Below are 13,652 nucleotides of genomic sequence, written 5' to 3' on the forward strand. Positions count from 1 at the left end.
GGAGTTGGCGTGAGCGCGGAGGTTTTCCACAGGCTGGGGGTGGTGCTGGGGACCGTGCTGGCCCTGGGGTGGCTGCTGCGGTGGATCGAGACGGTACGGCGTGAACGGAGGGTGCGGCGGAGGCTGGCCCGGCTGCTCGCGCTGGAGGCGGAGCGGGAATGCGGCCAGGCGGGACGGTGGTTCGGGGCGCGGGGTGCCGTACGGCGCTGGCTGCCCGTGGCGGGTGCGGTGAGTGCCGGCTGGGTGCTGGTCGGCGGCGTGGCCGGCGTCGTGGTGGGGCTGGTCGCGGGGGTCGGGCTGTGGCGCTGGCGACTGCGGCGGGGGGCCGGTGGTGCGGCGGCGGACGTCGACGCTGCCGAGGCGGCCCGGCAACTCCCGCTGGCCGCAGATCTGCTGGCCGCATGCATCGCGGCCGGCGCCGGTCCGGTGGTCGCCGCCCAGGCGGTGGGGGAGGCGTTGGCGGGACCGGTCGGGGAGGCGCTGGCGCGCGGCGCGGCAGAGGTGCGGCTCGGGGGTGAACCGGGGGAGGCCTGGCGGAGGTTGGCGTCGATACCGGGAGCCGGCCCCCTGGCGAGGCTGCTGGAGCGGGCCGACGAGTCGGGCGTACCGGCGTCCGGGCCTGTCGCGCGCCTCGCCGCGGACACGCGCGCCGACTGGGGGCGCACGGCGACGGAACGGGCCCGGCGGGCGGCCGTCATGGTCACCGTGCCCGTGGGGCTGTGCTTCCTCCCCGCGTTCATCGCGATCGGCGTACTGCCTGTGGTCATCGGGCTGGCGGACGGGTTGCTGGGCGGGGGTGGTGGATGACGTGAGCAGTGGGTGATCAGGAGCAGGTCATCGACGGAGTTCAACAGCAGTGAGTCACAACAGCGAGTCACAGCGACGAGTCATCGACGACGAGTCATCAACAAGACTGAAAATTACGGGAGTTGAAATGTTCACAGCGGTACGGGAACGGATGTGCGCCCTGGTGTGCAGGACGCGTGCGGTGCTGGTGGCGCGGCGGGATGCCGGGATGGTCACTTCGGAATAGTCAAATGTCTGGCTATGCACCCATCCCGACAGGGGTCAGTCTATCGCCCTGACGGCCCGTTGGGCAGCCCTGCGGAGCGGGCAAACGTGCAGCTCAGAGGGTGTGTGGTGCGTGTCTCGGGTGCCGATTCATGGGTGTTCCGAGGGGTGCTGCTGCGCCGACCAGCGACGTTCGCCGACGAGTGCCGCTCCGGGTTTGATGCGGCCATCAACCGGCAAGATCAACAGCGAAGAGCGCCCGATCCACGGCGCGGATTGGGCGCTCTGGTCGTCAGAGCCCAAAGCCTCAGTAGTCCACGATGAAGGTGAGCAGAACACCGCGCTCGTGGGGCATGGCGTGGTGCGAGATGATGCGTCCATGGCCGATGACCTGCGCCATCTCAGGCCACTCACCGATAAGTGAGTCGTAGTCGAGGTTCCAGGCGTTGATGTAGCCCGTCTTGTCGGGCTTGAAGTCGGTCCAGTTCCAGAACACGAGCCGCTGCGATGCCACGTCCCACCCCTTAAGCGCCTGGATGCCCGACCTCTGAATGGGCCGAGCATCCGGGATGCTACCGATCGGGGCTCAGGTTCACGCCCGGTCGAACTCGTACGCGCTGGCACCAGCGACGATCGCTGACGGGGGTTGCTCCCGGGCGAGCGCATACGACGAGTAGTGCGGAGCGGTCAGAGCGAGAACCTTGACGGGCAAGCAAGCTGTAGGACCTCGTTTATAGGTCAACAGACTCACGTACCCGTGCGAACCGTGCCAAGCTGAACCGTGCTAATTAGAGTGCGACGAGCGCTAGTTGTACGGGGGTGTACACGTGGCCGAGAACTTCAACGTGGGTGACCGGGTGGTTGCCACCGAGGCGCTGGGCCAGGGCGTGAACCGTGGCACTGCTGGGGTGGTAACCCATGTATCCGTCTTCCACGGCTTGTTGGGCGTCCGCTTCGCGAATCACGCCACCATCCCGAACGTGAAGCTGAGCCAAGTTGTGCATGCCTGAGCTCCTGCTCGGTGGAGCGTTCTGGCGCCCTGCCTTGATCAAGTACTCAACTGCCGGAGCTGGAAGCCTCTGAGGGGATGCCCATGCGGTACGACGGATATAACACGCCCAAACCCGTCAAGCTCCGGCAGTGGGTCATCGGGGTTGCAGCTCAAATCTTTGGTGCCTGCTGGGCAGTTGTCTTCTACACCGGTTCGAACAGCGATGGCTACCAGGCCGGAAACTGGGCTTTGGTGTTCTGCGTACCGGCTGCCGGAGTGCCGTTGCTGTATCTCGTGGGCTTGCTCCAAGCGCGCAGAGACTACAACCGTTTCAACAAGGCGTACGCAGCGTCTGGATACGGGGCGCCAACGGTCCCTAAATGTGAAGGTTGCCGGACTAATCCCTGCTCATGGAACACGCAGACGTCAGAGTGGATGGACACGTGTGCTGGGTGCCGAGGTCCTGAATACGACAACTCGCACATGATCGGTTGACGAAGAGCGCCCGACCACGGGGGGAGTCGGGCGCTCTTTGATTTGGGAGTCTAGCTACGCCTGGTGACGCGCTGCCAGCACCGGAATCTGGGCAATTTTCTCAGCAGTGAGGTCGTTCCACACCAACCCCGACGGCCGGCGCCGATTGGTGCAGGGGATCACCTCGTCAGGGGTGACGATGTAGTCCACAGAGAAATCGTGCTCGGTCTCGGGGATGTCGTCGTCGACGACCTGAAGCGCGTGAACCGGTGCGACGATCACCGTCCGATCCGTGACGAGGCCCGCCTCGATCAAGAGCGCAACCTCAAGGTCGGAGTACCCGGCACCCTTGCCGATGCGGGCTCCCGAGCGGTTCACAGCCACACTGCCGCACACCACGACGTCGATAGGTTCCATCGATTCAACGCCAAGCCGGCGGGCAACTTGAGCCGCGCCCTTCTTCTCGGCAGCCTCTTCGGGCGGAAGTCCGAGGTTCTTGGGATCGAGCAAGTAGAAGGGTTCGAGCGATGCCATACGCGGCACGGCCATGTAGACGCGTTTGCCGTCTTTGAGGGCACGAACACGCACCGGAAGCTGCGCCCAGTCGGGGTTCGCCTTCAAGGTGGTGGCGCGCTGCCAGAAGTCTTGACCGGCCAGTTGCTCCGCCGTGTCCTCGGCACCGTAGAAGCCAGGAATCTTGCCGTACGAATCTTCGGGTGCACCGCCCCCGTCGATAAGGCGACGCCACACCTTCTCGCGCAGCTCCTGCTTGGCCTGATCGATGTCGTTCACGTACAACCCCGCCCTACTTAGATCGCTGCCATCAACGCCAGCAACCGATCGTTGATCTCCTGTGCCCACGGCTCCTGTCGCCACTGCCGAAGCTCGCGCCCAGCAGAGAACGCCAGGTTAAGACCGCCGCCGCCCCGAGTCAGCTCTACGGCATCAATCGTCCGGTGCATGGCCGCTGCCGCTTCGTCGAGCTTCCGTTGCCGGATGAGCGCCAAGGTCAGGTTGCCGAGCGCGATGGCTTGAGATTTCTTCTTGGCAGCGAGCGCCCGCGTAGTCATACGGAGGATGGGTTCGGCGCGTTCGGGAAGGTCCAGGAACAGGTAACACGAGCCAGCCAGACGGTTGTACTCGTTGATCGTGTAGTACGGCGCGGCCACGTCATCGGGGTGAGCGCGGTCGAACTGGTCCTCGGCCCTATTCAACGCCGCTTCGCACTCGGTGAGCGCGCCGGTCATGGCGTGCCCTTCGGCAACGTGAAGAAGGCTCAATCCGGTGAGTGAGGGACTGACCAGTGTGGCGACGTCCGCTGCCTGCTGGGCAAGCGTTGCTCCTCGCCGGGGATTCTTCTCGCCGTAGAGCGCGACGTAGGACATCCGCAGCGTTGCGTACGCCTCGATGGACGGATCGCGAACATGACGAGCAGCGTCGACCGCCTCTTGAAAGTAGCCAAGGGGTCCATGGTGGTCGCGACGTTGGCTGACGTCCCACACCAACTGCCCCATGAACGTCGCTGAGTCGGCTTCGACTTCGTAGAGCGCCCGTCGTACGCGCGGATTGCCCGCGTTCTCCCGGAGGAACTTCACCTGACCGTGCAGTTGTCCAGCGCGACCAAGCAGGCTGGTGGATGCCTCTTGGTCGTACGACTCATCCAGTTGCCGCAGCCGCTCGTGAAGGTAGGCAACGACCATCAGGTCGACGGAGGAGGGGTTTTCGAGGGCATGCGTCATGCGCTCGCTGGGGTGATTGTCGGTGACCACGATGTCATCGAGCAGCGCTTGAAGCTCCTCGGTGTTCACCTTGAGCGCGCGTGCCAGTTTTGGCCGTAACCATGCTTGAGGCTCGGTCTCGGCGCTTTCCCAGCGCCCTACCGTGGAACGCTCGACGCTAAGGTGTTCGGCCAGTCCCTCTTGGGTGAAGCCTGCCGACTTCCGGCGCCGCGCGAGGCGTATGCGCTTCGCTGCCACCAGGACCATCCCTCCGGTGTGGGGCGGGGTAACACCGTAGCGCCACATATGACATTCGTGCAGGCCAGGGCCTGAAACGCCGCACGGATGCGGCATGTGTGCCGCACGTTTGCTGTGGTGTCTTTGCAGGTCAGACCGCTTGTCTGGCGGGCAGGTTGGCGAGTGACGCAGTCGGTGACGTCACTCGCCAACCGTTCCAGTCCCCCAGGAGGAACGGATGCCACCTGCCATGTACGGGTTCATGCGGCTAACGCCAAGCGATGACAGCCAAGACGAAAACGAGGCAATCCGGCGGGAGTTGGAGGTCCACGCCAGTCGCGAAGGCTTCGCTTTGGAGCGGCTGTTCATCGAGCGGCTCGGTGCTGAGGAAGAGTCGGCGTTCTTCACGCTCGTGGACGCGCTGAAGACCACCGAGGTCAAGCACGTCATCGTGCCGTCACTCTGGCACTTCGCCCGGCTGCCTGGACTGCAAGCGGCCATGCGCGAGCACATCGAGAAGGAACTCGGTGCGCGGCTGTGGATCGTGCAAGGGGTGAAGACACCGTGACCACACCCGCCCCGCTGTGTGTCGGGTACTTGCGGCTTCGGATGTCAGACGACGACCAGCCTGAACAGCAGCACATCGCGAACATGGCGGCCTTTGCTGAACGCGAAGGTTTTGCACTGTCGATGGTGTTCGTCGAGAAGCGGTGGCAACGAACGCTCGCTCTCAACGCTCTGATGGCCTACTGCCAGGGTCACGACATCCGCCACGTGATCGTGCCGACCAGCGAGCACCTGAACCAGTTTCCAATGCTCTCGGAGATTTCTAAGGAAGTGCTTGAGCAGGACATCGGCGGTCAGGTCTGGATCGTCGCTCCTACAGAGGAGCGGTCGTCGTACCCGCCGACCCTCGCGGAGAACGGCGGCGACCAATGAACGCGACAGCTTCCACTGTGAGGACGCTGCACGTGTCTCGACTGCACCTTGTTGCCGTTGCCTCCGCTGTACCGGTGGCGCGTGAGTTCGTCTACCAGACGCTGAAGTACTGGAGGCTGGACGACTACGCCGATGACACCGCTCTCATGATGAGCGAGCTTGTCAGCAACGCCGTCAAGGCAACGGGGTTCCCTGGTCGACAACCGAAGCCATGGGAGATCACCGCCCAGCACGTCATGGCCATACAGCTGCGAGTCGTCGGCGATGAACTGTTCGTCGAGGTGTGGGACCGCAGTTCGGATGAACCGGTGAAGCAAACCGTCACCGCGGAAGCGGAGGGTGGGCGCGGACTTCACCTCGTCGAAGCGGTTGCCGAGAAGTGGGGCACCTACTTGTCGCCGGCCGGAGGCAAGATCGTCTGGGCGATGAAGACGCTGACCATGCTGCCGTCTCCTCCGCTTGATGGTTCCACGCTTCAACTGCGCGTGCCGGATGACCTCAAGCCGCAGGACGGTCCCGTGAAGGACCAGGCGTCCATCGCTCTGATGCAGCGCGTCCTTGATGGCCTCCGTCAGCTCCTCTGATCCGGGCGGGGTGAACTACATGACCAGTACTCCAATCGCCTACGGCTACATGCGCGTACGCAACAACGCCAGTGACCAAGAACTCAAGCTGCTCGACGACCAGTTGCACGCCTACGCCGAAGCCCACAACCTGTGGATGACGTACACCTACTACGAGTGGGGACCGGGCATCTCGCCGCACCTCTTGGTGCGTCGACTCATCCGCGACGACGTTCGCCACGTGATCGTGCCGAGTCTGGAGCAGATCACGGAACACCCCTTGATGCAGCTCCTCGTCTCTGAGCAGATCGCCTTGGACGGCGGGGCGCTGCTGTACGAGACGAGTGAGATTCACGGACGGGCTGACGTCCGATGAAGCCACAGCAGCTATGGGATTTGTTCGACTGGTACCGAGGAGCGTGCTTCCGCTGCGAAGCGTCGGGCGTTCCCGTGGCGCACGTCGGAGACATAACCGTGAAGGGCTCAGCACTGCCCCTGTTCGCTTGTCATCGCTGCATTTTCCGTATGCAGCAGTCGCATTGGTTTCGGACGACCACGCGGGCCTGGCCGCTGCATCGGTTGCAGCTTCCGGGGCCGAGGGAACCGCGTGCTTCACGCCCGCAGCTTGGTCGGTGGCTGCTGTTCGGCAGGAGGCGGAAAGGCAGGCATCGCCCCACCCGTTGATGGTGCTAACGAGACTGCTCAACTCGGCTGATAGGTCACTTTCAGTCATTCGGTAGACAGCTAGGCGCAAACCTCCATACTCCGCATACTTGGTCCGTCCTTGACCTTTCGCCCAGAGAAGCCCTTGGGGGACAAGTGAGCTCAGGCGCGCACGAGGCAAGCACCATCGGCTTAGGCACGGCTGCTCGGTATTTGGAGCAGGCTGGCATTACGGAAGCCCCCTTGATCGACCTGTACTGGCGTCAGGGGGGCTCCTGCTTGGGACTGGCCATTTTGAAGCGCGTTGCCGACCGCTTCACCCTGGTCGTTCCCGACGACCTGATCCTGAGTCTGGAAGATGCCGCGAGGATCGGCGCGGATCGACTGGTTGAGTCACTACCTTCTACGCTGCGGGCCGGCTTCGCCTTGAAGTACTCCGGTCACCAGGAAAGTTTCTCGCCCGGTTGTACCCGTGGACGTCACTCCTCGCGCCGTCGCTTCTGGGACGGCTCCAATCTCGACCAGGCGCGCACGCTCGTCGCCGAAGCGATCATCAACGCACCGCCCGGAACACAGACCGTCGTGTTTCAGCAGTACGTCAAGGCGGAAGGGCTGTCGGGCGTTTTCTACGCCTACGGCTACCAGGGGCGCGTGCTGGTGGAAGCCATCAGTCGAGGGCGACGGACGTTCACGGAAATCCGGGGCGGTCAGGTTGTCGACTACGCCACCGTGGCCGGTGCGCACATCCGATCCGGCAGCGTCCTCGAAGCTGATCCGCTTCAGCTGTACCGCGCGATCAGCGGGCTACGGGATGCCGTCGGGTTTGACCTGGACATGGAAGGCTTCGCGTCTCCAAACGGGGTCATCGCCGTACAGCTCCGACCGATCCCAGAAGATATGCCGCGCGTTCTGCATCCGGCGCATCTTCCGAGCGCTCGGGATGACTGGCACCGCACACCGTGGATCTGGGGTTCATGGCAAGGCGGCCCGAGCACTGTGGACGAGGACGTTCCGGGACGCCCAGCCGTCATGGTGAAGCGGACGACGTCGCTTGCCGACTGCCCCGACATTGTGCGGCGACTCCACCGAGGCGACCGCACCTTGGTGGTCGATCTCCTCGATGGTTTCCGTCTGAGTCATGACCCCCGGCACCTCCCCGAGGTCATCCCGCACCGGAGCGCCTTCGCCTACATCTCCGTGGCGGGCAGTTCACTTGCCGCGCTCCGTCCTGGTGAAACCGTCGAAGCCTTTGTCGACGGCAACACCGGCTTGATCCGACGCACCACCGATGAGGCACTCACCTGAAAGGTCACCCATGTCATCCACGACCGCCGGCGTACCGGCTCTGCGGTACGACTTCCTCGCCCGCGACGAGGGCAAAGAATGGCTGCTCTTCGACACCGTGAAGCACTCGGTCGATCCCGTCACCGAAGAGCACGTCACCAAGCTGGAAGCGTCCGGCAAGGTGGTTCGGCGCATCCAACGGCCCCCACTACCGGGGGCGTTATCCGCTCCGCTCAAGCTGTTCGTCAGCGTCTCGAACCGCTGCAACCTGACGTGCCTGCACTGCATGTCGGACAGTTCACCAGCCGGACGAACGGAGCCGACCACTGACGAGCTGCTGACGCTCATCCGTGAAGCTGGGGAGCTTGGTGTTTTCCTGATCGTCGTTGGCGGCGGCGAACCTCTGATGCGCCACGACATCTGGAAGCTCGTCGGAGCCATGCGCGACGAGGGCATGGGCGTATCGCTCACCACCAACGGCACGATCGTGCGGCAGCGTGATCTGCGCGCCTTCAAGCGACACGATGTGCGGGTCAACGTCAGCATCGACGGAGCCGAGAAAAATCACGACCGCATCCGGGGCCGCGAGGGGTCGTTCCAGCGAACCATCCAGGGCATCCGCACCATGCTGGATGCCGGGATCACGCCGACGATCCGCTTCACCCTGATGAACTCGAACCTGTGCGACGTCGACGCCGTGCTTGAGCTCTGTCACGAGCTGGGCGTGCCGGTGAAGGCTCGCCGCGCCAAACCGTCCGGCAGGGTCATCGGGACGACGGACATCATCACCGAGGGGACACCCGAGTACTTCGACGCCGTGGTCAAGCTGAACAAGGCCGACCACTGCGGGGTGGAAGACCTCATGAACGTCGAGGCCGGGGCCAAGGAACCGTTGCTGCTGTCGGAAAACGACTGCGGCGCGGGCACGCGGATCATGTTCGTAGACGAAGACGGCATGGTGTCGCCGTGCACGTTCCTTGGTAGCGGCTTCGAGTCCGGACGCTGGACGCCGGGAAGTCTCGGCGACTTCTGGCGAAGTGCTCCCGCCTTCGAGCAGATGCGGAACCTCCCCGAGAACAAGACGTGTGGGTCGTGCTCTCGTCACACCACCTGCCACGCCGAATGTCCAGCGATGCGCCTGCACATCAACGGGTCGCTTGACGGCGACGACCCCGGGTGCATCAAGCCGCTGCTTGTCCAGCTCGGTCCTACGCGCCGGAAGGGATGACGGGTGTTCACGGACATCGCACCCTTCTACGACCTCGTGAAATCGCATCGGAACCACGACGCCGAGGCCGCCGCGATAGGGAGCCTCATCCAGCAGCACGCGCCCGAAGCAAGGACGATCCTCGAAGTGGCGTGTGGCACCGGAACCTTGCTCGCTCGGCTCCAGGAGTACGAGCGAACGGGGGTGGACGTCAGCGAAGCCATGCTCGATATCGCGCGGAAGAAGCTCGGCGACGAGGTGGCGCTCGTGCAAGGGAAGATGCAGGACTTCCAGCTCCCGCGGCCCGGCGCGGATGTACTGCTCCTTCTTGATGGAGCGATCGGGTACATGGGGCCGGCTGAGCTTGAACCGACCCTTTCAACGTTCGCCGGGCATCTGGTGAGTGGCGGGCTTCTCGTCGTCGAACCCTGGTACACCCCAGACGAGTGGCAGCCGAAGAAGATTCACGTCACGCACCACCAGGACGACGCGGTGACGGTGGTTCGGGTCGGCTACGGACACCCCTGCGGACGGATCGACTTTCACGTCACGCTCGGGACCAGTAGCGGACTACACACCTTCGATGAACGCTACGACTTCACGTTGCACCCCGACGACGTGATGAAGACGGCGTTCACGGCAGCCGGGTTCGTCGACGTACGCAAAGAGGCCGCGCCCGAATTTGGACGTGGCCTCTGGGTGGCGCGGAAACCGTAGGTGGATTAGCCCTTGGCGGCGCGACGTACCTCGTACGCGATGCGGTACAGCGCCGCCAGGTGGTGTTCGTCGTTCTGCTCCAGGCGCTCGATGGCAGCGTGGATAGGGAGGATGGAAACCTCCAGGATCGATTCCATCTCGATGCCGCCGTCATCATCCGACGACCCGGAGATGGTGACGTCGGCCCACCCAAGCGCGATGGCGAACTTGGGATGCGGGAGCCACGGCCGGTAGGCAGTCTCGGCCGTGGTTTCGCTGTCCCACTGTCCGAAGAGTTCAAAGCGCGTGGCCGCGCCGCCGATCTCCTCCGCCAGTTCGCGCGTCACGCATGTCTCGAAGGCTTCGCCTTCCAGCAGCGTGCCCCCGGACGGACCCCAGCCGGATTCCTTGGCGTGCAGCAGCACCACCCGATCCCCGACGAACGGCACCACGTGCACGTTGCTGGTGTAGTCACGGGGCGGAACCTCGTCCTTGAAGTACGACGTCACCGCCCGCCACTTGTACGGCGTCTTGAGGGTGGCGAAGGCGTCGTCAAGGTCGGTGCGGACTGCGGCTGATAAATCGAGACTCATTCTGCTCCCATTCTACCGAAATAGGTGTATTTCACCTAGAGAGGCAGGTTTCTGACCAATCGGCAGCAGTCTAGCGCCGAGAGCTTCCCGAACGGGTGTGCGTAGTAGAAGCGGACGACCAAGCTGATGCCGGCGGGGAGCCGTTGGTCGGACCGATCATGACCGCAGTACAAGCCAAGAAGAGCACCGCCACCCCTCCGGCGGTGCTCTTCTTGTTACCGGTAAGTCATTTCCATTCAGGAGCTAAATGAAGGTTACTTTCAAGCCAGTTGGCTAAAAATGCCAGTCGTATCTAAATAGCTTTGGCCAAAGCAAATAGATAGCGCGTTCGAACGCTAGGGACTTTGTCGGCTCTGCCCCCGTAACTGCTGGGACGCCTGCTACGATCCTCGACACTTGTTCGAAGGGCGTGCTCGTGGAACCTCGTGGGGAGCCTGGTTCCGCTGATCAAACTTATGCTCGCCTCCGGTAAGTGAAAGTTTTATACTAGGGGGGCGTATGCTTTCTAAAATTGTCATTCAGAACTACCGCACGTTTCGCAACTTCAGGCTCGACTTCGACGCCGAGATGAACATTTTGGTTGGCAACAACGATGCGGGTAAGTCGACGATTTTGGAGGCGATCGATCTCGGTTTGACGGGCAAGCTACGCGGACGCCCCCTCTATCAGGACCTGTCGCCGTACCTGTTTCACCAGGACGCCGTGGGTGAATGGATCGACGCCCTGAAGGGCAGCCGCGCGGTTCCACCTCCGGAAATCATCATCGACCTCTTCCTTGAATTGACACCTGAGACAGCCGCACTCAAGGGGAATAACAACCTCCTCAAGGCCGACGAGCCCGGCGTTCGCATTCGGGTTGCGCTTAACCCTGACTATGAGGCGGAGTACAAGGAATTCATCAAGCACCCGGCGAAGGTGCGGCTGATTCCGACGGAGTACTACAAGGTCGATTGGCTGGCTTTCGACGGGAACGGCGTCACGTTCCGCAGTATCCCGGCCACTGCATCCCTCATCGACGCTGCGAACATCCACCTTCAAAGCGGCGTCGACTACTACATGAGGCACATCCTTAATGACCTCCTCGTTCCGGACGAGCGCGTAAAGTTGACACGCGCGTACCGCAGCCTCCGTGAGACGTTCGCCGAGGACGAGTCGATCGTGAAGATCAACGACGCGCTACGGGGCGCCCCGAGCGACGTGAGTGACCGCGAACTAACACTGAACATCGACGTGTCACAAAAGTCGAGTTGGGAAAGCGGCATCGTGCCGCACCTTGATGACCTTCCCTTCCAGTTCGTCGGCAAGGGGGAACAGAGCACATTGAAGATCCTGCTTGCCCTCAACAAAAGGGTCGACGACGCGCACATCGTCCTCGTCGAGGAGCCGGAGAACCACCTGTCGTTCCCGAACCTAGGCAAGCTGGTCAAGAAAATCAGCGAGAAGTGCAAGGACCGTCAGGTCTTCATCACCACGCACAGCTCGTTCGTACTGAACAAGCTTGGACTGGACAAGCTCGTCCTGCTGTCCCAGACCGAGGGGGTACGGCTCGACCGGCTTCCGGCCGACACGCAGAACTACTTCAGGAAGCTGTCCGGCTACGACACTCTTCGCATGGTGCTGGCCCGGCGGTCGATCCTCGTCGAGGGGCCATCGGATGAACTAGTGATTCAGCGCGCCCACATGGATACGCACGGTGGCACGCTCCCCGTTGAAAGCGGAATCGACATCATCAACGTCCGCGGCCTCTCCTTTAAGCGATTCCTCGACATCGCACAGCTACTGCCGCAGAACGTCGTTGCCGTCGTCACGGACAACGACGGGAAGGATGCCAGCGACGTAAAGCAGCGGTACGCGAGCTACACGGCACATCCCAACATCACTGTCCACGTTGGTGAGGACGCGGCCTTCAAGACGCTTGAACCACAGCTGTTCAAGGTGAACGACAGGGCCACGATGAACGCCGCCCTCGGCCAGAGCTTCACGACAGACGATGACCTGCTCGACTACATGAAGAGGCACAAGACGGACGGCGCGCTCGCCATCTTCCAGAGCAACCAGACCATCAACATGCCGGAGTACATCAAGGAAGCGGTCGATGCCGTCTCATAACAACCAGGCCATCATCGCGGCGGCCGGCTCGCGTAAGACCCAGCACATCATCGACCAGGTACTCGGGGACCCGGCGAAGCGCGTCCTGGTGACGACGTACACCAACGAGAACCTGAACCAGATCGTGAATCGGCTGAGCGCTGGAACCGGCATCCTTCCAGGACACGTCACGGTCATGGGGTGGTTCACCTTCCTAATGAACCAGTGTGCCCGGCCCTATCAGAGCTACGTGCTCGGTGAGGTTGGTGCCATGGGCGGACTCAACTTCTTGGGCCAGCGTTCTCGGTTCGCCCGCAAGGACAACCCCATGAAGTACTACCTTGACTCCGCCAGCGCGGCATACCGCAACGAGGTAGCCGCTCTCGCTTATGAGGCGAACCGGGAAAGTGGCGGCAAGGTCGTGGATCGGCTCGCGGGGATGTACGACCACATCTACGTCGACGAGATCCAGGACATGGCGGGCTATGACCTTGACCTGCTCGACGCCCTGATGAAGTCGCCTATCTCCCTCACAATGGTGGGCGATCCCCGCCAGGCGACCTACTGGACGAACACCTCTCCGAGAAATAAGCGCTACAGGGGAAGCGGTATCGTCGACTGGTTCAGCGAACGTACGGGCCGCTGCGAGATCGATGACCGCGTTGAAAGCTACCGCTGTAATCAGGCGATCTGCGATTTCGCGGATGATCTGTACCCGAAACTTCCTCGCACGATCTCGAAGAACGCCGAAGTCACGGGGCACGACGGCATCTTTCCGATCAAGAGCTCGGAGGTAGACGAGTACGTGCGGAAGTACTCGCCTGTCGTGCTGCGGTGGGACCGCCGGACGCCCACTGGTGGCCTCGAAGCGATGAACATGGGTGCCTCGAAGGGCAGCACGTACGACCGCGTACTCATCTTCCCGACGAAGCCTATGATCGCTTACTACCAGACCCGCGACTTCAACACGCTGAATGAGCAAGCGAAGTTCTACGTCGCGGTGACGCGGGCTAAGTACAGCGTGGCCTTCGTCCTCCCGTAGCAGCCCAAAAATCGGGTGAATCCTTTCGTACCCAGTCGCTACGGTTGGCCAGGATAGGGTGACGCACGAGAGGAACGCCTCATGACAAACACTAAGTCGGCAGCAAGTCCGTGGGATTCGCCGATCTTCCAGCCGCTACTACACGA

At 62.7% G+C, this 13,652-nt stretch carries 15 protein-coding genes; 11 read left to right on the forward strand and 4 right to left on the reverse strand.

The features are described from left to right. Positions 1–9 precede the first annotated feature (9 nt). The gene (locus IEY89_RS16480) at positions 10–807 is read left to right on the forward strand and encodes a type II secretion system F family protein (protein WP_189148139.1); all 798 of its coding nucleotides are present in this window, start codon (positions 10–12) and stop codon (positions 805–807) included. Positions 808–1,318: 511 nt separating this feature from the next. Here the strand turns inward: IEY89_RS16480 and IEY89_RS16485 are convergent. Next, the gene (locus IEY89_RS16485; RefSeq protein WP_189148140.1) at positions 1,319–1,525 is read right to left on the reverse strand and encodes a hypothetical protein; all 207 of its coding nucleotides are present in this window, start codon (positions 1,523–1,525) and stop codon (positions 1,319–1,321) included. A gap of 313 nt (positions 1,526–1,838) precedes the next feature. Here IEY89_RS16485 and IEY89_RS16490 point away from each other — a divergent pair, with 313 nt between their 5' ends. Beyond that, the gene (locus IEY89_RS16490; RefSeq protein ID WP_189148141.1) at positions 1,839–2,021 is read left to right on the forward strand and encodes a hypothetical protein; all 183 of its coding nucleotides are present in this window, start codon (positions 1,839–1,841) and stop codon (positions 2,019–2,021) included. Positions 2,022–2,551: 530 nt separating this feature from the next. Here the strand turns inward: IEY89_RS16490 and IEY89_RS16495 are convergent. Both IEY89_RS16495 and IEY89_RS16500 read right to left on the reverse strand, forming a co-directional pair. Beyond that, positions 2,552–3,268 carry a 5-formyltetrahydrofolate cyclo-ligase gene (locus IEY89_RS16495; protein ID WP_189148142.1) on the reverse strand — a complete coding sequence of 239 codons (717 nt, stop codon included), beginning with the start codon at positions 3,266–3,268 and terminating at the stop codon, positions 2,552–2,554. 17 nt (positions 3,269–3,285) lie between these two features. After that, complete coding sequence (locus tag IEY89_RS16500) at positions 3,286–4,452, reverse strand: helix-turn-helix transcriptional regulator (protein WP_189148143.1); 1,167 nt, start codon at positions 4,450–4,452, stop codon at positions 3,286–3,288. A gap of 217 nt (positions 4,453–4,669) precedes the next feature. Between IEY89_RS16500 and IEY89_RS16505 the strand changes: the two genes are divergently transcribed. The 7 genes from IEY89_RS16505 (at position 4,670) to IEY89_RS16535 (ending at position 9,804) form a co-directional block, all read left to right on the forward strand. Continuing rightward, positions 4,670–4,999: a hypothetical protein gene (locus IEY89_RS16505; RefSeq protein WP_189148144.1), complete on the forward strand. Its 330-nt coding sequence runs from the start codon at positions 4,670–4,672 to the stop codon at positions 4,997–4,999. Then, on the forward strand, positions 4,996–5,370 hold the full coding sequence (locus IEY89_RS16510; RefSeq protein ID WP_189148145.1) for a recombinase family protein: 375 nt from the start codon (positions 4,996–4,998) through the stop codon (positions 5,368–5,370). Before IEY89_RS16505 ends, IEY89_RS16510 begins: the two co-directional genes overlap by 4 nt. Before the next feature lie 32 nt (positions 5,371–5,402). Then, a complete protein-coding gene (locus IEY89_RS16515; protein WP_189148146.1) occupies positions 5,403–5,954 on the forward strand; it encodes an ATP-binding protein in 552 nt (183 codons plus the stop codon). A gap of 19 nt (positions 5,955–5,973) precedes the next feature. Further along, positions 5,974–6,309, forward strand: coding sequence for a hypothetical protein (locus tag IEY89_RS16520; protein ID WP_189148147.1), 336 nt, complete (start codon positions 5,974–5,976; stop codon positions 6,307–6,309). Positions 6,310–6,839: 530 nt separating this feature from the next. Further along, the gene (locus IEY89_RS16525) at positions 6,840–7,901 is read left to right on the forward strand and encodes a hypothetical protein (protein ID WP_189148148.1); all 1,062 of its coding nucleotides are present in this window, start codon (positions 6,840–6,842) and stop codon (positions 7,899–7,901) included. 10 nt (positions 7,902–7,911) lie between these two features. Then, positions 7,912–9,108, forward strand: a complete 1,197-nt coding sequence (locus IEY89_RS16530) for a radical SAM/SPASM domain-containing protein (protein WP_189148149.1) — start codon at positions 7,912–7,914, stop codon at positions 9,106–9,108. Between the two features lie 3 nt (positions 9,109–9,111). Next, positions 9,112–9,804, forward strand: coding sequence for a class I SAM-dependent DNA methyltransferase (locus IEY89_RS16535; protein ID WP_189148150.1), 693 nt, complete (start codon positions 9,112–9,114; stop codon positions 9,802–9,804). Positions 9,805–9,809: 5 nt separating this feature from the next. Here the strand turns inward: IEY89_RS16535 and IEY89_RS16540 are convergent, their stop codons facing one another. Continuing rightward, complete coding sequence (locus tag IEY89_RS16540; protein ID WP_189148151.1) at positions 9,810–10,376, reverse strand: NUDIX hydrolase; 567 nt, start codon at positions 10,374–10,376, stop codon at positions 9,810–9,812. A gap of 498 nt (positions 10,377–10,874) precedes the next feature. Here IEY89_RS16540 and IEY89_RS16545 point away from each other — a divergent pair, with 498 nt between their 5' ends. Together IEY89_RS16545 and IEY89_RS16550 are read left to right on the forward strand one after the other, a co-directional pair. Next, the gene (locus IEY89_RS16545) at positions 10,875–12,485 is read left to right on the forward strand and encodes an ATP-dependent nuclease (RefSeq protein ID WP_189148152.1); all 1,611 of its coding nucleotides are present in this window, start codon (positions 10,875–10,877) and stop codon (positions 12,483–12,485) included. Further along, the gene (locus tag IEY89_RS16550) at positions 12,472–13,506 is read left to right on the forward strand and encodes a UvrD-helicase domain-containing protein (RefSeq protein WP_189148153.1); all 1,035 of its coding nucleotides are present in this window, start codon (positions 12,472–12,474) and stop codon (positions 13,504–13,506) included. Before IEY89_RS16545 ends, IEY89_RS16550 begins: the two co-directional genes overlap by 14 nt. The last annotated feature ends 146 nt before the right edge of the window (positions 13,507–13,652 follow it).

Origin of the sequence: Streptomyces lacrimifluminis (assembly GCF_014646095.1) — a bacterium.
Classification (GTDB): domain Bacteria; phylum Actinomycetota; class Actinomycetes; order Streptomycetales; family Streptomycetaceae; genus Streptomyces; species Streptomyces lacrimifluminis.